The organism is Enterococcus cecorum DSM 20682 = ATCC 43198 (assembly GCF_000407565.1).
Taxonomy (GTDB): domain Bacteria; phylum Bacillota; class Bacilli; order Lactobacillales; family Enterococcaceae; genus Enterococcus_E; species Enterococcus_E cecorum.
On record NZ_ASWI01000003.1, the window covers coordinates 169,593 to 190,805 of the forward strand.

Genomic DNA, 21,213 nt, shown 5'->3' on the forward strand with positions numbered 1-21,213 from the left:
ACGGAGGATAAGATTCAGTGATATACGAAGAATTAGACAAATTCCAAGATGATTTCCTATGGGGATCGGCATCTGCAGCGTATCAGGTTGAAGGAGCATGGGACAAAGATGGAAAGGGGGAAAGTGTATGGGATGTGTACACCCGCCAACCGGGGACAACATTTAAGAATACAAACGGGAATATCGCGGTCGACCATTACAATAGATACAAAGAAGACGTAGCTTTAATGGCTGAAATGGGATTGAAAGCTTATAGATTCTCAATTGCATGGACACGTATTTATCCCAATGGAAGAAATGAAGTAAATGAAGAAGGCTTAAAATTTTATGAAAACTTGATAGATGAACTTATCGCGAACAATATCCAACCAATCATTACGTTGTACCATTGGGATTTACCTCAACATCTTCAAGATTTGTACGGCGGATGGGAATCAAGAGAAATCATTCATGATTTTAATGAATACTGTGTAACGTTATTCAAGAGATTTGGGAATAAAGTTAAGCACTGGGTATCATTGAATGAACAAAATATATTTGTAACACTAGGTTACGTAACCGCTATGCACCCGCCAGCTGTTAAAGATCAAAAGAGAATGCTTGAGGCGAATCATATAGCGAACTTAGCTAATGCTACCGTAATTGAATCCTTCAAAAAATATGTTCCAGACGGTATGATTGGACCAAGCTTTGCATTTGGACCAGTTTATCCATTCAGTTGCGATCCAAAAGATGTTTTATCCGCAGAAAATGCAGAGGATTTAAATTGCAATTGGTGGCTCGATGTTTATTGCAAAGGTAAATATCCAGTATTCGCTTTTAAATATTACGAAAGACTTGGAATCGCACCCACTATTGAAGATGGAGATCTTGAATTGTTGGAAAGAGTAAAACCAGATTTTATCGGAATAAATTATTACCAAACAAGCACAGTTGCATTCAATCCGCTTGATGGAGTAGGGCAATCTGAAAGTATCAATAACACAGGTAAAAAAGGCACCACTAAAGAAAGTGGATTACCCGGAGTTTATAAAAATGCAAAAAATGCACATCTGGAAACAACAAATTGGGACTGGGCAATTGATCCTACTGGTTTAAGAATTGGACTAAGAAGATTGACCAGCAAATATAATCTTCCAATACTTATTACAGAAAACGGGCTTGGAGAATTCGACAAGCTTGAAGAAGACGACACTGTCAATGATGCTTACAGAATCGATTACTTGAGCGCACATATCAAGGCTTGTAAAGAAGCAATAACAGATGGTGTTGATCTTCTAGGCTACTGCACGTGGTCATTTACAGATTTGTTAAGCTGGTTGAATGGTTATCAAAAACGCTATGGATTTGTGTATGTTGACAGAGATGAAAATGATCAAAAAGATTTGAGAAGAATCAAAAAGAACAGCTTCTATTGGTACAAAAATGTTATTCGCACCAATGGAGAAGAGTTATAAGAATCGTTCACAATCAATGAATATGAAAAAACAAGGAGAGATAGACCATGAAAAAAATTTTACTAGTATGTTCAGCAGGAATGTCCACAAGTTTGCTTGTGAGCAAAATGAGAAACGCCGCAAAGGAAAAAGGAATTGAAGTAGAAATAGATGCCCTTCCAGTTGCAGAGGCAAGTACGGTCGTTGATAATGTCGATATCGTTCTTTTAGGACCACAAGTGCGTTTCCAGAAAGGGAACGTTGAAAAACTTGTAAAAGGCAGAATTCCCGTAGAAGTGATGGACATGCGGCTGTATGGAATGATGAATGGAAAAGCGATTTTAGAAGACGCTTTACAAAAAATAAACTAGGAAAAGAGGTTAAAAAAAATGAGTTTTATGGACAAATTTCAAAGTGCTATAGAAAGATTGTTAGTGCCTTTATCTACAAAGTTGAACGCTCAAAGACACATATGCGCAGTAAGAGATGCTTTTATTTTATCATTCCCATTAACGATGGCAGGATCATTGATGGTGTTATTGAATAATGTTTTCTTGTCACCAGATGGATTCATGTTTAAAATCTTGCAATTCGATAAACTTTTTCCGGGTATTGTTAAATTCCAAGCAGTGTTCGCTCCAGTTGTTAAAGGTTCAGCTGATATTTTCTCGATTTTGATTGTGTTTTTGATAGCCAGAAACCTTGCGAAACTAATGGAAGGCGATGATTTGTTGACAGGTTTGACCGCAATCTCTGTTTATTTCATCATCTATCCTGATTATTTCAATAATGAAGGAGTAAATTATCTAACAAATCAATATATGGGCGCACAAGGGTTGTTTGTAGCAATTTTGGTTGGGCTCTTGGTCGGCGAACTAATGTCTAGATTAGCAAAATCAGATAAGTTAGAAATTAAAATGCCAGAACAAGTACCTTCAGCAGTTGCAAGATCCTTCAAAGTGTTGATCCCGATTATCATCACGACGATTTTCTTCTCCGTCCTCAACTACTTTGTAAAAATGGCTGCACCAGGCGGATTACATGAATTAATTTATAACATCCTTCAAACACCATTGACCAGAATGAGTCAAAGTTTATTCTCAGTGCTTATTTTAGCATTCTTATCTCAATCGCTATGGGCTATGGGAATACACGGACCAAATACGATTGCAGCTATTCGAGATACCATGTTCTCGGAAGCCGGAAACGCAAACCTCTTACATTATGCTGAAAGCGGTACTACATGGGGATCGCCTTATCCGATAACGTACAGTGGTTTAGCTACTGCTTTCGCTGAATATGGCGGTTCAGGAGCGACATTGGGTCTAATCATTGCTATATTGATTTTCTCGAAAAATAAGGAATCGAAAAGTATTGCCAAACTTTCTTTGGCACCCGGTTTGTTCAATATAAACGAAATGGTTATCTTTGGTTTACCGATTGTTCTGAATCCGATTTATATTATTCCATTTATTATTGCGCCACTGGTTAACATTATGATTGGTTATACCGCAGTTATGATTCTTAAGATTATGCCACCGGTAACGATTGGTATTCCTTGGACAACACCAGGACCATTGATGCCTTTCTTGGGTACAGGCGGAAATATCGTCGCACTGTTTGTCGGATTCATCTGTCTTGCGGTGAGTGTATTAATTTACTCGCCGTTTGTAATCGCAGCGAATAAAGCAGCGATTATTGAAGATGAAATGGAGAATGAAATGGAGAATGAAATACAGCAACAAGAAGTAGTAGAAGCGATTTAAAAAAGCTGCATTACGCTGAGAACAAACCGAAAGATTCAAGATAGGAGATTTACACATGGAAGGAATTGAATTAACTGCTTTTAGTATAATCAGTAATGTTGGAATGGCCAAATCATTGGCCGTTGAAGCATTAAGAGATGCCAGAAAAGGAAAGTACAATGAAGCAGAAAAGAAAATGGCTGAAGCATCGGAATATTTTGTGAAAGGCCATCATGCACATACTTCTTTGATACAAAAAGAAGCTGCTGGCGAAAATGTTGAACTTTCGTTAATAATCATGCACGCAGAAGATCAATTGATGTCGACGGAGACAACTAAATTATTAATCGAAGAAATGATAGAAATGTTCAAACAGTTAAACAATAAATAAGTGAACATGAAAGAGAAAATATTAGATGAACTAGAATTGCTTGCTTACTTTACAGGCAGAATCTGATGCTAGCAGCAAAACATAGAGCACCCAGGATGAAATATAATCCTGGGTGCCTTATTTTTAGAACAAAACACTGGGTGGTGGTTTGTTCTGCGATTGAAGGCATTTGCTGATGGTTTCTGCATGAAAGGTATTGCCAAAAGTCTCCTTTTGCTGGAATCTTGAAGCAGGCAGAGTTTTTCGAAAAACAGAAAAAGATTGAAAAAAATGGACAAATAGTATAGTGTTGTAGTATGAACACGAGTTTACGAACGAAAGGAGATGCCTTTATGATGAATAGTACTGAAATTGCAAAAATTGCCGGAGTATCACGCAGTACTGTATCCAGAGTGATAAATAATTATTCAAATGTCTCGGAAGAAACAAGAGAAAAGGTTTTAAGAGTAATTAAGGAACATGAGTATGTGCCACAGGCTTCAGCAAGGATGCTTGCAGGAAGCCAAAATAAGGTGATCGGCTTATTTATTATAGACCTGATACATGAAGAAGCTGGACTAAAAAATAGAATTACCAAAAGTCCGTATTATCTAGAATTTACTAGTTCAGTGATAGAAACAGCAAGTGAGATGGATTACCTGGTTCTTGTCCATATTATACATAGCGTCGCAGGCTATAAAAAAATTAAAGAGAGTTTTTATAATAAGACAATTTCTGGTGGGATTTTCATAGGCCAGAATGACGACGATGAATCGATAAAAACAATCATTGATAGAGGGTATAAAGTTGTGCTGATCGATCAATCAATCAGACCTGAAGATGCCACCTATAACCAGTGCATGATAGTGAATGCGGACAATTACAACGGCGCTTATTGTGCGACAAAATATCTCATAGATAAAAAACATAAACAAATCGCACATATTACAGGCGGTACGGTCAAATTCTCTTCTAAAGACAGGATAAGAGGATACAAAAAAGCATTAGAAGATGCAGGGATAGAAGTAAATAAGAACTTGATTGTAAATAGCGAATTTGTGGAAAATGCTGGATATGAGGCTGCGAAAAAATTACTTAATGGAAATAGTGAGTTTTCGGCTATTTTTGCCAGTAATGATAAGATAGCATTTGGAGCAATCAAAGCTATTCAAGAAAGAGGTCTCAAAGTTCCAGATGACATCTCTGTTATAGGATTTGATGATATTGAATCGTCTAAATATTTTAATCCACCATTGACTTCTATGAAAATGAAGTTAGGAGAAATGGCTGATATCGCCACAAAGTCGATTGTTGCATCGATTGAAGGTGAAACGAAGTCATCTATAAATGTAGTACCTGTCTCATTAGTGGAAAGGGAGAGTTGTGGGATTTTGCAGTAGCAAAACTTGCTGAATTAGTTGGAGCTGATTATTTGATTATTTTGATTGAGGTAGACAATGACTGTGTCTATGTCGACTTGAAAAGTAAAGTACAGCGCCCAAAAATGCTCTGTACTTTAAATCTCAGCAAAAACAGGAATATTTCCCAAACATCTCCTTCTTTGAGTAATTATACAAAAATTATGCAGACTTTCTTTTTTCATGATAAGATAATTTAAAAAGTTTTTAAATGAGGTGACCCCCAAAAGTTAGACTTTTTTACGAGACGACTCCGGTCGTCTCGTTTTCATTATGCAGCTAAAAGATGGAGCCTATATTGAACAGGACTCATCCATCCTAACTTTTCTTTTATTCGTTGTTCATTATAATACTTTATAAATCGTTCTATTTCCATTTTTAATTCCTCATAGCTATGGTAAATAACGCCATAGTATATCTCTTGCTTAAGCAGACCGAAGAAATTCTCCATTACGGAATTATCTAGACAGTTGCCCTTTCGAGACATGCTTTGAAATATTCGTTCTTCTTTTAGCCTGTGAGAGTATGCCTTCATCTGGTATGCCCAACCCTGGTCAGAATGGAATGTTCGTCTATAAGGGCAGTCTGAAGTGATTTCAATGGCTTTATCCAAGGCATTCATTACATTCTTTGCTGAAGGTTTCTTATCGATGCTGTAACTTAGTATTTCTCCATTACACATATCCATAAATGGATCTAAATACAGCTTATGCATTGTCATATGTCCTTTGACATCAACTTCATAATACTTAAATTCAGTCGTATCCGTTGTGATTTTTTGATGGGGTATGTGCGTATTAAAGCGTCTGCGAATTCTGTTGGGTGCAATGGTACCAATCCTGCCCTTATAGGAACTATATTTCCTACTTTTGCGTGTGTAGGATGTCACCTGCAAGCCAAGTTTTTGAACTATTCGCTGAACCTTCTTTTTGTTGATGAGATATCCCTGATTATAAAGCTCTCCATGTATTCTACGATATCCGTAATCCTTATTATTCTTACGGATTTCTTGGATTTTTTCTTCAAGTTCTTTGTCAGGATTTTCTCTATCAAATCGTTTTTGCCAATACATATATGTTGCTTTAGGCATGCCTGTATAAGAGAGAAGGTCTTTTAGTTTGAATTCTCGTCGGAGACTGTTGATGACGAGTGCCTTTCTCTCATTTTTTCCTCGTCCTCTAAACGCAGCCTCCTCAGTTCTTTTAAAAAGGCATTCTCAATTCTCAATGAGGTGACCCCCAAAAGTTAGACTTTTTTACGAGACGACTCCGGTCGTCTCGTTTTCATTATGCAGCTAAAAGATGGAGCCTATATTGAACAGGACTCATCCATCCTAACTTTTCTTTTATTCGTTGTTCATTATAATACTTTATAAATCGTTCTATTTCCATTTTTAATTCCTCATAGCTATGGTAAATAACGCATAGTATATCTCTTGCTTAAGCAGACCGAAGAAATTCTCCATTACGGAATTATCTAGACAGTTGCCCTTTCGAGACATGCTTTGAAATATTCGTTCTTCTTTTAGCCTGTGAGAGTACGCCTTCATCTGGTATGCCCAACCCTGGTCAGAATGGAATGTTCGTCTATAAGGGCAGTCTGAAGTGATTTCAATGGCTTTATCCAAGGCATTCATTACATTCTTTGCTGAAGGTTTCTTATCGATGCTGTAACTTAGTATTTCTCCATTACACATATCCATAAATGGATCTAAATACAGCTTATGCATTGTCATATGTCCTTTGACATCAACTTCATAATACTTAAATTCAGTCGTATCCGTTGTGATTTTTTGATGGGGTATGTGCGTATTAAAGCGTCTGCGAATTCTGTTGGGTGCAATGGTACCAATCCTGCCCTTATAGGAACTATATTTCCTACTTTTGCGTGTGTAGGATGTCACCTGCAAGCCAAGTTTTTGAACTATTCGCTGAACCTTCTTTTTGTTGATGAGATATCCCTGATTATAAAGCTCTCCATGTATTCTACGATATCCGTAATCCTTATTATTCTTACGGATTTCTTGGATTTTTTCTTCAAGTTCTTTGTCAGGATTTTCTCTATCAAATCGTTTTTGCCAATACATATATGTTGCTTTAGGCATGCCTGTATAAGAGAGAAGGTCTTTTAGTTTGAATTCTCGTCGGAGACTGTTGATGACGAGTGCCTTTCTCTCATTTTTTCCTCGTCCTCTAAACGCAGCCTCCTCAGTTCTTTTAAAAAGGCATTCTCAATTCTCAATGAGGTGACCCCCAAAAGTTAGACTTTTTTACGAGACGACTCCGGTCGTCTCGTTTTCATTATGCAGCTAAAAGATGGAGCCTATATTGAACAGGACTCATCCATCCTAACTTTTCTTTTATTCGTTGTTCATTATAATACTTTATAAATCGTTCTATTTCCATTTTTAATTCCTCATAGCTATGGTAAATAACGCATAGTATATCTCTTGCTTAAGCAGACCGAAGAAATTCTCCATTACGGAATTATCTAGACAGTTGCCCTTTCGAGACATGCTTTGAAATATTCGTTCTTCTTTTAGCCTGTGAGAGTACGCCTTCATCTGGTATGCCCAACCCTGGTCAGAATGGAATGTTCGTCTATAAGGGCAGTCTGAAGTGATTTCAATGGCTTTATCCAAGGCATTCATTACATTCTTTGCTGAAGGTTTCTTATCGATGCTGTAACTTAGTATTTCTCCATTACACATATCCATAAATGGATCTAAATACAGCTTATGCATTGTCATATGTCCTTTGACATCAACTTCATAATACTTAAATTCAGTCGTATCCGTTGTGATTTTTTGATGGGGTATGTGCGTATTAAAGCGTCTGCGAATTCTGTTGGGTGCAATGGTACCAATCCTGCCCTTATAGGAACTATATTTCCTACTTTTGCGTGTGTAGGATGTCACCTGCAAGCCAAGTTTTTGAACTATTCGCTGAACCTTCTTTTTGTTGATGAGATATCCCTGATTATAAAGCTCTCCATGTATTCTACGATATCCGTAATCCTTATTATTCTTACGGATTTCTTGGATTTTTTCTTCAAGTTCTTTGTCAGGATTTTCTCTATCAAATCGTTTTTGCCAATACATATATGTTGCTTTAGGCATGCCTGTATAAGAGAGAAGGTCTTTTAGTTTGAATTCTCGTCGGAGACTGTTGATGACGAGTGCCTTTCTCTCATTTTTTCCTCGTCCTCTAAACGCAGCCTCCTCAGTTCTTTTAAAAAGGCATTCTCAATTCTCAATTTAAGAAGTTCCTCTTCTAGCTCTTTTACATGTTCTGCACTTGTATCAACAGAAGATTTTTCAACTGGTTTGTTTTGTGTATTGCCATTAGTTGTATTCAATGTTTTCTTTCGTCCCTTCTTGCGTGGTCTTAGGGCATCAGGACCAGCTGCACGAAAGCGACTCACCCAATTTGTGATCATACTTGGATTAGTAATTCCTTCTTGCAGAGCTAAATCTTGATATGAGATTTCACTTGATAAATATAACTCTACTATAGAAAGCTTCTTTTCAAAAGAATAAAAATCTTTTTTTCTAGAACGTTTTAATCCTTCATCACCAAATGCATTGTAATTATCCACCCATAGTTTAACTTTATTATCAGATGGAATGCCGAACTTATTTGCAAGATAAGTATAACCACCTTCGCCATTAAGATAAGCATTTACAACTTGCTTTTTAAACTCAAAAGAATATTTGGACATAAAAATACCGACCTCCAATTGTTAGATTTTATGGTCTAACTTTTGGGGGTCGGTACAAAACGATTTCTCCTCCTCTTTTTATTATATTGGGGGAGCATATTTTTTTGTAGACTAGGGGATTATAAGTTCAGCCATCAATGTCTAGCTCCCAAGTCCTGACCTAGTGAAAAAAAGATAAATGGAAGATGAGCGTTGCGATCGAATCTATTTTGAAAAAATTACTGGAACCAAAAGTAACCGACCTGAGTTTCAAAAACTCCTACAGGAAATACAGACTGGCGATACGCTAGTAATAACAAAAATGGATCGCTTCGTTCGCAGCACTCAAGATGCATTGAACACAATTAAATTCCTTTTCGAAAAAGGCGTGAAGATTATCGATGATACGCTTCAGCCTAAGTATGGCAAAAAATTTGTACATGTTAAAGTACTTCATGACCACGCTTTACATAATAGTTAGAAATCACCTTCAGAGGTATCATTTTGCTATGAACAGATTCCAACCTTACCGATAAGCATCTTTATTTTTTGCTTTTGTCTTGAATTTTGCCTGAAATTATGATAATCTACAAACGAATTCAATCAGACAGGCAGTCAAAGTGCTCGTCTACCTATTACTTTTCATTTATGAGAAAACAATAGGTGGAGTGGGCACTTTTTTATATTAAGGATGTGAGGCGGGTCGATTAGCTCCAAGCAGCTAAGGTTTCCGGAATGTCAGGAAAATCCATTATGTTTTAAGATTTTCCAAGACAGGCCGGCTTAGATGCACAGGAGCTACCCGCCGAACACAGATTAGTCAAAGGATGTGAAGCGACTCGATCAGCTACGGAGCAAAAGGTTTCTCCAACACCATCGGGAAAGTCCCTAATATCTACCTAGCTGATAGCCTTTTTCACGCGCTTGAGTCTGTTTGATTTAGTAGGTTTGTAGTTGTTTTATCATTAACGGAGGAGAACATGAATCAGATTACCAAAGAATTTGATACGATTGCGGCGATTTCGACAGCACCCGGTGAAGGAGCCATCAGCATGGTGCGCCTAAGTGGGAGCCAAGCGTTAGAGATTGCAGATGAAATATTTGTCGCTGGCAAGAAAAAACTCAGCCAAGTCGACAGCCATACCATTCATTATGGCCATATCTATGACGACAAACGAGAGGGATTTTTAGATGAAGTGATGGTCAGTGTCTTAAAAGCACCGAAAACATTTACTCGCGAAGACATTATCGAAATCAATTGTCATGGTGGGATGGTCGTTACCAATCAAATTTTACAACTGGTTTTACGCAAAGGGGCACGCCTAGCTGAACCAGGTGAATTTACCAAACGCGCTTTTTTAAATGGCCGTATCGATTTATCGCAAGCTGAAGCGGTGATGGACCTTATCCAAGCCAAAACCGACCAATCGATGCAAATGGCCTACCAACAATTAGAAGGACGCTTATCGACTTTAATTAAAAGTTTACGTCAAGAAATTTTGGAAACCTTGGCGCAAGTTGAAGTCAATATCGATTATCCAGAATACGATGATGTAGAAGAGATGACCAGCCAGTTGATGCTAACCACAGCCAAACATATAGAAGAAAAAATCGAACAGCTGCTAAAGACCGCCACGCAAGGAAAAATTTTGCGTGAAGGCTTGCAGACAGCGATTATCGGCCGGCCAAATGTCGGAAAATCCAGTCTATTAAACTATTTATTGGACGAAGAAAAAGCGATTGTCACGGACATTGCTGGAACGACGCGCGATGTCATCGAAGAATATGTCAATGTCAATGGCGTGCCACTGAAACTGATTGATACAGCCGGCATTCGTCAAACAGAAGATGTCGTGGAAAAAATCGGAGTGGAGCGCAGTAAAAAAGCCCTCCAACAAGCCGATTTGGTATTGTTAGTCTTAAATCAAGCTGAAGCACTAACCAAAGAAGATTTAGCGCTATTAGATTTAACCAAACAATCCAAGCGTATCATTTTGCTTAATAAAACAGATTTACCAAGTGCTTTAGACCGTGCGCAATTACAAGAAGTGGCCCAAGACAGTCCAGTTTTTGCGATTTCCGTGGTGGCTCAAGATGGTTTGGAGCAATTAGAAAAAGCCATTAAAGACCTATTTTTCGCCGGTCAAACCCAGTCTAAAGAAGCATCTTATGTCTCCAATACGCGTCATATTTCCCTTTTAGAACAAGCACTAGCCAGTCTAAAAGAAGTGGAAAATGGCATTGATGCAGGGATGCCCGTCGATTTAGTACAAATGGATTTAACCCGTTGTTGGGATCTATTAGGAGAAATCACGGGTGAAAGTGTTCAAGATGAATTAATCACACAATTATTCAGTCAATTCTGTCTAGGAAAATAACAAGAGGTGAACAAATCAATGGAAGAATATCAAGCAGGTTCGTATGATGTCATCGTTGTCGGTGCCGGTCATGCGGGTTGTGAAGCAGCTTTAGCAAGTAGTCGTATGGGAAACAAAACCCTATTAGTTACCATCAATTTAGACATGGTCGCTTTTATGCCATGTAACCCTTCTGTCGGTGGTCCAGCAAAAGGCGTGGTCGTGCGCGAAATCGATGCACTCGGCGGCGAAATGGGAAAAAATATCGACAAAACCTATATCCAAATGCGTATGTTAAACACCGGGAAAGGGCCAGCTGTCCGCGCATTACGAGCACAAGCAGACAAACATGCCTACCACCGCGCGATGAAACATACCATTGAATTAGAAGAAAACCTGACTTTGCGTCAAGGCATCGTCGAACGTTTAATTGTTGAAGATAATGTCTGCAAAGGGGTGGTGACTTCAACAGGTGCGCGATATGATGCCAAAGCGGTGGTCATCACGACTGGTACGGCTTTACGCGGAGAAATTATTATCGGGGAATTAAAATATTCTTCAGGACCAAACAATTCGCAACCATCCATTGGCCTTGCTGATCATTTGAAAGAATTAGGTTTGGAAATTACACGTTTTAAAACCGGAACCCCACCACGCGTCAAATCAAGCACGATTGATTACTCAGTGACTGAAATCCAACCAGGCGATACCACCCCTAACCATTTCAGTTTCACAACGCCAGATAGTGCCTATAAACAAGAACAAGTACCCTGTTGGTTGACCTATACCAATAAACGCACCCACGAAATTATTGAAGAAAACCTACATCGTGCGCCTATGTTTACCGGGATTGTGAAAGGGGTCGGTGCGCGTTACTGTCCATCGATTGAAGATAAGATCGTGCGCTTCAACGACAAACCACGCCACCAACTCTTCCTAGAACCAGAAGGACTCGAAAATGAAGAAGTTTACGTACAAGGCTTTTCTACTTCGCTACCTGAAGATGTCCAATTGAAAATGTTGCACTCAATTGCCGGATTAGAAAAAGCGGAAATGATGCGTACGGGTTATGCCATTGAATATGATGTGGTGGTCCCTCACCAATTGCGCCCAACACTTGAAACGAAAAAAATTGCCAATCTTTTCACCGCTGGCCAAACAAACGGTACCAGTGGTTATGAAGAAGCGGCCGGTCAAGGATTAATTGCCGGCATTAACGCTGCATTGAAAGTCCAAGGCAAAGATCCCTTCGTATTAAGTCGTTCAGATGGTTATATCGGCGTGATGATTGATGATTTAGTCACGAAAGGCACCAACGAACCTTATCGTTTATTGACTTCACGTGCGGAATACCGCTTGATTTTGCGTCACGATAATGCAGATTTGCGCCTAACTGAAATGGGGCATGCAATCGGCTTAGTCAAAGAAGACCAATACCAAGCCTACTTAGCGAAAAAAGCCAATATCGAAGCAGAAATCAAACGTTTAAGTGAAATTCGCTTAAAACCAACTAAAGAAATCAATGAATTTTTAGCCCAAAAGCAAGCAGCGGCCTTAAAAGATGGCGTCTTAGCACTGGATTTCTTACGCCGTCCAGAAGTCAGCTACTTAGAATTAACGCAATTTATTCCAGCAGGTCCTGAGTTAACCAATAAAGAAATCGAACAAGTCGAAATTCAAATCAAATATGAAGGTTATATCAAGAAGGCTTTAGATAAAGTCGAAAAATTAAAACGCATGGAAGCTAAACGTATTCCAGAAAATATCGACTATGATGCGATCAATAGTTTAGCAACTGAAGCCCGTCAAAAATTATCTAAAATTCGTCCAGAAACCATTGCCCAAGCGAGTCGTATCAGCGGCGTCAACCCTTCTGATATCTCTATTTTGATGGTTTATATCGAACAAGGCAAGATTTCTAAAGTGAACGTAGAAGAATCTTGATAGTATTAATAAATGAAATATTGATTACCTAAAACTATTGGTCAGAAAAGCATATATTTTGGTAAATTTTCAGCAACTTCTGCTTGTTTGATTAATTTTAACAAGGATATTTATCGGATTTTATCCGTAAAATAATAACGCATTCTATTGAAATTTTGTTCTCGAATAAAGAGAGTCAAATTTTCTTATAGAATGTGTTTTTTTTTATTCTGTAATAATTTTAAGTGTTTGATTATTATTTAGATAAAAAAAGAGAACAAAAATAAAGAAAAAACATAGGGCGAGTTTTTATAATCAAGTTGGACACTTTTGACAAAAAATAATCATAGTGAAAAATCGTGTATATTTAATTTGACAAAAAAATAATATAAGGAGATTTTTTCACTATGACTGAAGTCAATTTTAACACAAAAATAGCGCGTCAAAGAGGCAAACATTTATCAAAAGAAGAGCGTGAAACGCTCAATGCTTTACTGAAGCAAAGTTATTCTTACAGAAAAATCGCTAAGTATATCGGCGTTTCTCCCCAAACAGTTGTAAATGAAGTGAACCGTGGAACCGTCCGACAAAAAAAGAAAATTAATGGGAAAATAAGCTACTTTAATATCTATGATCCTACATATGCTCATGAACGTTATAAACAAAAGCATCTACTTTGTCATCGTTTGTTTTAGTTTAAACTAGTGTGTAATTCAAAAATCTATATGGAAGGAACAGTATTAAGAATAGAACAGGGTTCTCTACATGATGGTGCTGGTTTACGGACCGTTGTTTATTTAAAGGGCTGCCCATTACGCTGTGCCTGGTGTTCGATTCCCGAATCACAAAGCAAGCAGATTGAAAAAGGATTTGGCCAGACCATGACCGCTGAAGAGGTAATGGATGAGATTGAGAAAGATGCTGTTTTTTACTTTCACTCGGATGGCGGAGTGACCATTAGCGGAGGCGAGGCACTGGTTCAGGCGGATTTTGCTAAAGAAATTTTGCAAAAATCGAAATACATTGGAATCAATACCGTACTGGAAACCAGCTTTTGTGGTGCTTATAATGAAATCCAAAAGGTAGCTCCCTATGTGGATACATTGTTTGTGGATGTAAAAATGTTTACCAGCAAGCTCCACAAACAATGGACCAGCTTAGATAACCAACAAATTTTGAAGAATATTCGTCGCTTTTTAATTGAGTATCCTAACTGCGAAGTGCGAATTCGAGTTCCTGTGGTTCCAGGTATCAATATGAACCTGACCGAGCTGCTGACGATTGCTTGTTTTGTGGCAGATCTTGATCGGTTCGTACCGTTAGAATTACTACCGTACCACCGCTATGGTATGCACGGTTACCAAGCATTGGGACTGGAGTATCCGTTGGCAGACACGCCAGCGTCTTCACCTAAAGAAATGTTTGCATTGGCAGATCAACTGGCTCGCACGGTTCCTCATTTGCCGGTCACAGCTTTAACCAAAACATTTATTATTGAATCCAAGCTTTATCTTATGGATAAATGAAAGACACTCACTAGCTGCAGCCAGCTCAAGAATAGAGCTTTTGCTGAAGTCAGTGAGTGTCTTTTTACGATGTTTTTTCGAAGTTAATTTGTCGAATGAACACTGGCTCAATCGGCACATCTTCACTGTTTGTCGGCTGAGCTGCGATCACTGATACGATTTCTAACCCTTGGTATACCTGTCCAAAAACAGTATAACGACCATCCAGCTCCGGTAGTCCTCCAAGCTCCAAGTATGCTTGCTTTACATTCTGAGGAAGCAAGAGCCTCGGCAGCAGGTCAGCCTGCGCCTTTGTGTTTTGCACAATAAAAAAACTGGTTGCCGTTGGGGTGGGGACCGTGGTCCCCTAAGGCCAAGGCGCCATTAAAATGATAAAGTCCGCGATGCACTTCACCAGCGAAAAAGCCCTCATAGCTGGAAACAGCTTCATCACCAGAACCATCCAAAGCGCCAGCTTGAATAACAAATTCCTTAATGACACGAGCCGAAATATGTGTTGTCATAAACGCCTTGCTCAGCTAGGGAGCGCCAGTTGGCTACAGCTAGGGGAGCTTGGTCAGGAAATAAGCGGAGACGAATTTCACCAGCATCGGTGACCAGCACACAAACTTCTTCCTGCTGCGGTTTTTCTAATTGAAAGAGAGGAAGGTTTGCAACTGAAACGCCTTGATCCTGCCATCAAATATCGAAAATCCGCCACTCGACCTTCGCCTGATCACCAAGGCGAGCCATTCCCAATAAAACGGTATAGGCGGTTTCATCCGCTTGAAAGGTCAATTGCAGCTGTCCTCGTAAATCGTTGTAGTCATCTGGGGCGGCTACTTGATAAAAAAGATGAAACTGCGCATGCAAATATTCCAAAGGCTGATCTTTAAAGGCTGCAAAATAAGCCTGAACTTTTTCCCGCTACAAGCTGTCAGCCACCAAAAAATTTTCCAGTTGTTGTTTTGGAACGGTTGCTAACAAGGATCGGCAAACCGCCTCAATTTCCAATGCATCCCAATGTCGCGCAATTAAATGATGGATGGGTGCCTCTTGATTGTAGTCCCGCAGGTTGCTCATTTTTTCACCACTTTCTTCTATTATATAGGAATCACAAAATCGGCAGCGGCGTCAGGCAGCGTTCTTTTCCTTGAATGACTAGCAACTTTTCTACCTGACAGTCTGCCAACAGCTGACTCATTTTTTTAAAGCCCAGCTGATAATCTTCGGCAACATGAGCATCCGAGCCTAAGGTAAAGAGCTTTCCGCCGACACTTTGATACAAAGGAACGGCATAACGGTAAAGGTCTTCGTTGCCGTATTTCAAGAAGCTCTTGGCATTTAACTCCATCGCCAATTCTCGTTCAACAACCTTTTTGAAAATCGTTAGCAGCTGAGCCTCAAAATGCTCCGCGAATTCTTCCGCTGTGAAGGTGAAGCGGCGTAATCCATAATCAAAGTGAGTCAAAATATCTCCTTCTGGAAAATCCGTCAAGACCTGCAACATCTGATCAAAATATTCCTTGGTAGTTTGAATGGGATCTTTGGTTAAAACCACATCGTCCATATAATCAAAGCGGCCATTTTGATGAATACTTACCAGCTTTAAATCATAGGGATGCTGAGCGAGGTAATCCACGATCCGATCTTCTTGTCCTGGAACAACGCCAATCTCGATACCTCGCAGAAATTTGGTGGAATAGGTTTCTTTTAAAGAGTCCAGTTTGTTTATATAGGCTGGATAATCCGGAATGTCATCTTTTCCGGTAGATGGATTGTTTAAATCAAAGTGATCCGTAGAAACGAAAAACTCCGGCTGATAGGCTAAATAGTTTTCAAATTTTTCCTCTGAATCAAAGGAAAAATACGTGTGGAGATGCTGATCATAATACTGCATAGGGAGCCTCCTTTTTTCTACTACTATACCGCAAAAGCTTTAGAAGGTTAATGGGAATTCGTCGAAATTTACAAACCATACACAACCTTTACATTGTTCATGAAACCTTTTCAAGAAATTGATTCTCTCATTACAAAGCTTTGTTAGAATGGAATTATCGAAAGGGGATAATAATGAATGAAAAAAATTCGTAACATGACTATCGGTTTATTTTGTGCAACAACAGTAAGTATCCTGTTGACAGGCTGCGGCTCAGGTGAAGCAACGAAGCAATCGGCTGCGGCAGACGACTCTTTAGATACGATTATAGAAAAAGCCAAGAAAGAAGGAGAGATTGCCAGCTTGGGAATGCCGGATACTTGGGCAAATTGGGTAGGCACTTGGAACGACCTTGAAAAAGAATACGGCTTAAGTCACGTGGATACGGATATGTCCAGTGCAGAAGAATTGGCCAAGTTTGAATCAGAAGGAAAAAATGGAACCGCCGATATTGGTGATGTCGGTATCAGCTTCGGTCCGTTGGCTGAAAGCAAAGAGTTAACCTTGCCTTATAAGACCAGCTATTGGGAGGAAATTCCGGATTGGGCAAAGGATGATGATGGGGATTGGTTGTTAAGCTATACGGGAACCATTTCCTTTATCACCGATAAAGAGAATGTGAAGCAAGCACCGACTAGCTGGAAGGAGTTACAAGAGGGTGACTATCAAGTTAGCGTGGGGGATGTGACGGTTGCCAACCAAGCACAATTTGCTGTATTGGCTGCGGCGATTGCCAACGGAGGTGACGAAAAGGATATTCAGCCAGGTCTGAATTACTACAAAAAAATGGCAGAAAAAGGCCGTTTGTCCACCGTTGATGCCAGCGTAGCAAATCTTGAAAAAGGTGAAATCGATGTGGCAGTTGTTTGGGACTTCAATGGACTAAATTATCGTGACCAAATTGACTCCGAGCGTTTTGAGGTAACTGTGCCAACAGACGGCTCCATCATTAGCGGGTACACAACCTTAATCAATAAAAATGCCCCTCATCCCAATGCGGCAAAGCTAGCACGGGAATATATTTTATCTGATGAAGGGCAAATCAATTTGGCAAAGGGCTATGCGCGACCTATTCGCAAGGTAGATCTGCCTAAAGAAGTAGCTGAAAAATTACTGCCGGAGGATGCTTATGCAGCGGCGGTGCCAGTTGAAGACAATGAAGCTTGGAACAAGACCTCTGTAGAGCTTCCAGAGCTTTGGCAGGAAGAGGTACTGATTTATGCAAAGTAGACTTGACAAACTGATTGTAGTTATACTAGACGGCTGTCGCTACGACACAGCCGTCGCCCAGCTTGGGTTCATGAATCATTTAGTTGAGCACCAGCAAGCAAGCTTATTGAAGGTAAAAAGTGAGCTGCCCAGCAATTCACGTCCGTTATACGAAGTACTGATGACCGGCGTTCCAGCCTATGAAAATGGCATCTATAGTAATTACCATGCTCAGCGATCTAAAGAGTGGTCGCTGTTTGAATTAGTTAAGGAAGCTGGCGGAAAAACAGGAGCCGCCGCTTACCACTGGTACAGCGAGTTGTACAATCAAGCCCCCTATAATCATTTGGTTGATCGCATCCAGCATCAGGAGGAGCGACTGATTCAGCATGGCATCTTTTATAGTGAGGACACTTACCCTGATTCGCATTTATTTGCGGATGCCCATTATTTAGTGAATCAGTATCAGCCAGACTTTTTGGTCGTACATTCGATGAATATTGATGATGTCGGTCACAAATTTACCGCCGATTCTCATGAATATGCAGCAGCGGTTAATCAGGCGGACAGATTATTGGCTATTTACCTTCCTGAATGGCTGCAAAAAGGTTATCAAGTCGTGGTGACTGCGGATCACGGGATGGATGCGCACGGACTGCATGGCGGCAACTTAGCTGCACATCGTGAAGTTCCTTTTTATTTGATTTCAAATAAACGCCAAAAGCTGAAGGAACAAACTGTACCACAGCTGCTGGCGGCTCCATTGTTTTGCTGGTTATTAGGAATTGCACCGTCAGAGAAAATGCAAGACATTCAAGAATTGATGAGGGGGTGAAAGAGATGAAAAAACGCTTGGTTCTGGTTCCTGCCTCCTTTATCTTCTGTGCATTTTTACTGCTGCCGCTTCTTTTTATGGTTCTGTGCAGCTTGCACAGTGATTTAACTAACCAGTGGACATTGGCCAATTACAGTGATATTTTCAGCAACAAATATTACACACAGGCCTTTGTTAACAGCATACTGATTGCTGTCAGCTCCAGTGTGATTGGGTTAATCGGGACGTTTATTTTATGTTTATGCTTAATGAATCTATCGACTAAATTGCAGGAGAAAATCACCTTTGTTTCCAATTTGGCAGCTAATTTTGCTGGGATTCCGCTGGCATTCTCTTTTATTATTTTGTTGGGGAATGTAGGTGTGCTGAAAATGATTTTGCCATTTCTAGCGGACTTCAATTTGTATTCTTGGTGGGGATTGACCATCACGTATACCTATTTCCAAATTCCGTTAGGGGTCTTGTTTTTGTATCCCAGCATGAAGGAAGTGAAAAAGGAATGGCTGGAGTCCGCACAATTGCTGGGCGCTTCATCAGCGTATGCTTGGTTCAAGGTGGCTTTGCCTTTTTTGCGACCATCGATTGCAAGCACCTTTGTCATCTTATTTGCTAATGGCATGGGGACCTATGAAACAGCGTATGCCCTGACCAGCAGTAATGTAAATCTTTTAACGATTCGAATTGCGGCTTTAGTATCGGGAGATGTGTTCGCCAAGCCTAATTTAGGCAGTGCGTTGGCAGTCGCTTTAGGTGTCCTGCTGGTAACGGCAATGTTGATTATTCAAAAGAAAGGCAAGGTGGTGTAGACGTGAAAAAGTTAGTAAAACCGATTTTGTTCTGCTTTGTCCTGTATTACTTGCTGCCGATTATTGGAACGATTTTGTATGCCAGCTCCACAAAATGGTCAAAATCGCTTTTACCTAGTGATTTTACCTTGCAATGGTTCCAACAGCTGCTGACGGACAGGGAATTTATTGCTGCGGTGGGTCGCTCACTTTTATTAGCAGGTGTGGTCTTGGTGACGATTCTGTTGTTGATGATTCCAACCATTATTTGGATTCATTTGTATTTCCCTCGTTTGAATCGTTGGCTGGAAAAGCTGATCCTGCTGCCGTATGCTTTACCGGGAGTGATTTTGGTAACGGCTTTGCTTCGAACGTATGCTAAAACTGGTATCTCAATGTTTGTAGTGTTGGTAGGTGCATTGTTTATTACGGCGTTGCCGATTGTCTATCTTAGTCTTAACAACCAGATGCGCTTAATTAATCTGAAGGAATTAGTGGATGCAGCAGAAACCTTGGGCGCCCCGATGTCTACGATTATTATCCAGGTGCTGTTTCCCAACATCCGTATCGGTGCGACCCTGGTTTCTCTGATGATTTTTTCTTCGGTTTTTGGGGAGTACATGCTGACGAACCTGTTGATTGGCGGTCGATTTCAGACGGTACGCATCTATATGCTGCGGCGGATGAACGAAAACGGCCATTTGGCTAGCGCTGTGATGGTTTTGTATTTGCTGTTTATGGTGGGAATTGCTTTAACTACCTTTATGCTGACTAATCGACAAAAGCAACAGCTGTACCTTAAGCAGACGAGGGAAGAGAAGCAGTCGAAAAATGAAGCCTTTAAAGGAGTTGTGACGGAAAATGTTTTTAGAAATACATGATCTCAATCTGTTTTTTGATGAAAAACAGATTTTAGCTATTGATGAAATTCAGATTGAAAAGGGTGAGCTGGTTACTTTACTAGGTCCCAGCGGGTGCGGAAAGTCTACGTTGCTGCGCTGTATCACGGGATTGGAACAACCAAAGAGCGGTGAGATTGTGCTGGACAATGAGAATATTGCCGATAAGCCTACGAAGGATCGCAATATCGGCTTTGTTTTTCAACAGTATGCATTGTTTCCAACTATGACTGTTTTTGAAAATGTAGCCTTTGGTTTGAAGGTAAAGAAGCTGAGTCCTGAGGTGATTAAGGAAAAGGTTTTTGAGATGCTGTCATTAGTGGATATGACGGAGCAGGCAGATAAAAATGTCCAGTTTCTTTCTGGCGGTCAACGACAACGGGTGGCACTGGCTCGCTCATTGGTCACTGAGCCGAAAGTCCTGCTGCTGGATGAGCCATTAAGTGCTTTGGATGCCCGAATTAGAAAACAGTTGCAGCGGGATTTGCGCGCTATCCAGCAATCGCTAGGGATGACGATGATTTTTGTGACTCATGACCAAGAAGAGGCGATGCGAATCAGTGATCGGATTTTTGTGATGGAAGCTGGGCGGGTGGCTCAGGTTTCCACCTCGAAGGAATTGTATCAGAATCCTCAGAGCCGATTTGTTGCGGAATTTATCGGCAACTATAATCGTTTCGAATGGTATGAGCTGGATCAGTATACCCACGAGTTTTCCGCTAAGGGCAATCGCTACATTTATTATTTAAGACCGGAGCTGATTCAATTTGAACCGGTTCCTCAGGGGATTAAGATTCCAGTTTTATGGAAGGAATCATTTATTTTAGGCAACATTCAACGGTATGTTTTTCAAACGCTGGAGGGAAAAGAAATTTTAGTGGATCGGTTGAACGATCGGGAAGAGAAAATTAGCGATGCCTTATACATTCAGCTGAAAGATATTCTAGCAATCCCTGTGGAAATTGATACTCAGCATTTTGCACAACAAAGCTAGTGTATAGTCGGCAAACATTTCTGGCTCTTTGTCAAATAGGACTGATAGAGTGATATAAGAACATCTAAGGTAGAATTGATTTTCTGCTTTAGATGTTTT

Annotated in this window: 19 protein-coding genes and 5 pseudogenes; 16 read left to right on the forward strand and 8 right to left on the reverse strand. The window is 40.0% G+C overall.

The annotated features are described in order from the left end of the window. Positions 1-17: 17 nt before the first annotated feature. From I567_RS01490 to I567_RS01515, 6 genes are all read left to right on the forward strand, one after another. Complete coding sequence (locus I567_RS01490) at positions 18-1,457, forward strand: glycoside hydrolase family 1 protein (protein WP_016250492.1); 1,440 nt, start codon at positions 18-20, stop codon at positions 1,455-1,457. A gap of 47 nt (positions 1,458-1,504) precedes the next feature. Next, a complete protein-coding gene (locus I567_RS01495) occupies positions 1,505-1,807 on the forward strand; it encodes a PTS sugar transporter subunit IIB (protein WP_016250493.1) in 303 nt (100 codons plus the stop codon). Between the two features lie 18 nt (positions 1,808-1,825). After that, a complete protein-coding gene (locus I567_RS01500) occupies positions 1,826-3,202 on the forward strand; it encodes a PTS sugar transporter subunit IIC (RefSeq protein ID WP_016250494.1) in 1,377 nt (458 codons plus the stop codon). A gap of 55 nt (positions 3,203-3,257) precedes the next feature. Then, positions 3,258-3,572 (forward strand): PTS lactose/cellobiose transporter subunit IIA, encoded by a 315-nt coding sequence (locus tag I567_RS01505; protein ID WP_016250495.1) that lies wholly within the window; start codon positions 3,258-3,260, stop codon positions 3,570-3,572. Between the two features lie 332 nt (positions 3,573-3,904). Beyond that, positions 3,905-4,951, forward strand: coding sequence for a LacI family DNA-binding transcriptional regulator (locus I567_RS01510; protein ID WP_016250496.1), 1,047 nt, complete (start codon positions 3,905-3,907; stop codon positions 4,949-4,951). Continuing rightward, positions 4,933-5,169 carry a hypothetical protein gene (locus I567_RS01515; protein WP_016631275.1) on the forward strand — a complete coding sequence of 79 codons (237 nt, stop codon included), beginning with the start codon at positions 4,933-4,935 and terminating at the stop codon, positions 5,167-5,169. Before I567_RS01510 ends, I567_RS01515 begins: the two co-directional genes overlap by 19 nt. 71 nt (positions 5,170-5,240) lie before the next feature. Here I567_RS01515 and I567_RS01520 read toward each other — a convergent pair. The 3 pseudogenes from I567_RS01520 to I567_RS12600 all read right to left on the reverse strand — a co-directional run. Beyond that, a pseudogene (locus I567_RS01520) lies at positions 5,241-6,205 on the reverse strand (IS3 family transposase); the annotation flags it as partial. A 50-nt stretch (positions 6,206-6,255) separates the two neighbouring features. Beyond that, positions 6,256-7,219: pseudogene (locus I567_RS01525) on the reverse strand (IS3 family transposase); the annotation flags it as partial. A 50-nt stretch (positions 7,220-7,269) separates the two neighbouring features. Further along, positions 7,270-8,689: pseudogene (locus tag I567_RS12600) on the reverse strand (IS3 family transposase). A 178-nt stretch (positions 8,690-8,867) separates the two neighbouring features. Between I567_RS12600 and I567_RS01540 the strand changes: the two are divergent. The 5 genes and pseudogenes from I567_RS01540 to I567_RS01560 all read left to right on the forward strand — a co-directional run. Continuing rightward, positions 8,868-9,065 (forward strand): annotated as a pseudogene (locus I567_RS01540) (recombinase family protein); the annotation flags it as partial. A gap of 583 nt (positions 9,066-9,648) precedes the next feature. Continuing rightward, positions 9,649-11,046 (forward strand): tRNA uridine-5-carboxymethylaminomethyl(34) synthesis GTPase MnmE, encoded by a 1,398-nt coding sequence (mnmE, locus tag I567_RS01545; protein ID WP_016250501.1) that lies wholly within the window; start codon positions 9,649-9,651, stop codon positions 11,044-11,046. An 18-nt stretch (positions 11,047-11,064) separates the two neighbouring features. After that, on the forward strand, positions 11,065-12,969 hold the full coding sequence (gene mnmG, locus I567_RS01550) for a tRNA uridine-5-carboxymethylaminomethyl(34) synthesis enzyme MnmG (RefSeq protein WP_016250502.1): 1,905 nt from the start codon (positions 11,065-11,067) through the stop codon (positions 12,967-12,969). A gap of 386 nt (positions 12,970-13,355) precedes the next feature. Continuing rightward, positions 13,356-13,643 (forward strand): helix-turn-helix domain-containing protein, encoded by a 288-nt coding sequence (locus I567_RS01555; protein ID WP_016250503.1) that lies wholly within the window; start codon positions 13,356-13,358, stop codon positions 13,641-13,643. A 30-nt stretch (positions 13,644-13,673) separates the two neighbouring features. Then, the gene (locus I567_RS01560; protein WP_016250504.1) at positions 13,674-14,474 is read left to right on the forward strand and encodes a radical SAM protein; all 801 of its coding nucleotides are present in this window, start codon (positions 13,674-13,676) and stop codon (positions 14,472-14,474) included. 64 nt (positions 14,475-14,538) lie between these two features. Here I567_RS01560 and I567_RS13090 read toward each other — a convergent pair whose 3' ends face one another. The 5 genes and pseudogenes from I567_RS13090 to I567_RS01580 form a co-directional block, all read right to left on the reverse strand. Then, positions 14,539-14,778: a peptidylprolyl isomerase gene (locus I567_RS13090; protein WP_071858890.1), complete on the reverse strand. Its 240-nt coding sequence runs from the start codon at positions 14,776-14,778 to the stop codon at positions 14,539-14,541. Further along, entirely contained in the window at positions 14,753-14,977 is a 225-nt protein-coding gene (locus I567_RS01570) for a peptidylprolyl isomerase (RefSeq protein WP_016250505.1), read from the reverse strand. Before I567_RS01570 ends, I567_RS13090 begins: the two co-directional genes overlap by 26 nt. Continuing rightward, a complete protein-coding gene (locus I567_RS13095) occupies positions 14,946-15,077 on the reverse strand; it encodes a peptidylprolyl isomerase (RefSeq protein ID WP_080637635.1) in 132 nt (43 codons plus the stop codon). Before I567_RS13095 ends, I567_RS01570 begins: the two co-directional genes overlap by 32 nt. A gap of 75 nt (positions 15,078-15,152) precedes the next feature. After that, positions 15,153-15,536: pseudogene (locus I567_RS01575) on the reverse strand (hydrolase). 31 nt (positions 15,537-15,567) lie between these two features. After that, positions 15,568-16,353 carry a PHP domain-containing protein gene (locus tag I567_RS01580; protein ID WP_016250506.1) on the reverse strand — a complete coding sequence of 262 codons (786 nt, stop codon included), beginning with the start codon at positions 16,351-16,353 and terminating at the stop codon, positions 15,568-15,570. A gap of 177 nt (positions 16,354-16,530) precedes the next feature. Between I567_RS01580 and I567_RS01585 the strand changes: the two genes are divergently transcribed. From I567_RS01585 to I567_RS01605, 5 genes are read left to right on the forward strand one after another with little or no spacing between them, the layout of a single operon-like run. Next, positions 16,531-17,622 (forward strand): ABC transporter substrate-binding protein, encoded by a 1,092-nt coding sequence (locus I567_RS01585; RefSeq protein ID WP_016250507.1) that lies wholly within the window; start codon positions 16,531-16,533, stop codon positions 17,620-17,622. Continuing rightward, positions 17,612-18,436 carry an alkaline phosphatase family protein gene (locus I567_RS01590; RefSeq protein ID WP_016250508.1) on the forward strand — a complete coding sequence of 275 codons (825 nt, stop codon included), beginning with the start codon at positions 17,612-17,614 and terminating at the stop codon, positions 18,434-18,436. The genes I567_RS01585 and I567_RS01590 overlap by 11 nt, the downstream gene beginning before the upstream one ends. Next, positions 18,433-19,242: an ABC transporter permease gene (locus I567_RS01595; RefSeq protein WP_026209928.1), complete on the forward strand. Its 810-nt coding sequence runs from the start codon at positions 18,433-18,435 to the stop codon at positions 19,240-19,242. Before I567_RS01590 ends, I567_RS01595 begins: the two co-directional genes overlap by 4 nt. Before the next feature lie 2 nt (positions 19,243-19,244). After that, a complete protein-coding gene (locus I567_RS01600; protein ID WP_016250510.1) occupies positions 19,245-20,102 on the forward strand; it encodes an ABC transporter permease in 858 nt (285 codons plus the stop codon). Then, on the forward strand, positions 20,083-21,114 hold the full coding sequence (locus tag I567_RS01605) for an ABC transporter ATP-binding protein (RefSeq protein ID WP_016250511.1): 1,032 nt from the start codon (positions 20,083-20,085) through the stop codon (positions 21,112-21,114). The genes I567_RS01600 and I567_RS01605 overlap by 20 nt, the downstream gene beginning before the upstream one ends. The last annotated feature ends 99 nt before the right edge of the window (positions 21,115-21,213 follow it).

Bases quoted from the DNA above. Each gene is read 5' to 3' on its own strand.
- I567_RS01505 (WP_016250495.1), top strand. From the start codon at position 3,258: ATGGAAGGAATTGAATTAACTGCTTTTAGTATAATCAGTAATGTTGGA.
- I567_RS01500 (WP_016250494.1), top strand. From the start codon at position 1,826: ATGAGTTTTATGGACAAATTTCAAAGTGCTATAGAAAGATTGTTAGTG.
- I567_RS01495 (WP_016250493.1), top strand. From the start codon at position 1,505: ATGAAAAAAATTTTACTAGTATGTTCAGCAGGAATGTCCACAAGTTTG.
- I567_RS01510 (WP_016250496.1), top strand. From the start codon at position 3,905: ATGATGAATAGTACTGAAATTGCAAAAATTGCCGGAGTATCACGCAGT.
- mnmG (WP_016250502.1), top strand. From the start codon at position 11,065: ATGGAAGAATATCAAGCAGGTTCGTATGATGTCATCGTTGTCGGTGCC.
- I567_RS01580 (WP_016250506.1), bottom strand. From the start codon at position 16,353: ATGCAGTATTATGATCAGCATCTCCACACGTATTTTTCCTTTGATTCA.
- I567_RS01555 (WP_016250503.1), top strand. From the start codon at position 13,356: ATGACTGAAGTCAATTTTAACACAAAAATAGCGCGTCAAAGAGGCAAA.
- I567_RS01590 (WP_016250508.1), top strand. From the start codon at position 17,612: ATGCAAAGTAGACTTGACAAACTGATTGTAGTTATACTAGACGGCTGT.
- I567_RS01605 (WP_016250511.1), top strand. From the start codon at position 20,083: ATGTTTTTAGAAATACATGATCTCAATCTGTTTTTTGATGAAAAACAG.
- I567_RS01570 (WP_016250505.1), bottom strand. From the start codon at position 14,977: ATGACAACACATATTTCGGCTCGTGTCATTAAGGAATTTGTTATTCAA.
- I567_RS01585 (WP_016250507.1), top strand. From the start codon at position 16,531: ATGAAAAAAATTCGTAACATGACTATCGGTTTATTTTGTGCAACAACA.
- I567_RS01560 (WP_016250504.1), top strand. From the start codon at position 13,674: ATGGAAGGAACAGTATTAAGAATAGAACAGGGTTCTCTACATGATGGT.
- mnmE (WP_016250501.1), top strand. From the start codon at position 9,649: ATGAATCAGATTACCAAAGAATTTGATACGATTGCGGCGATTTCGACA.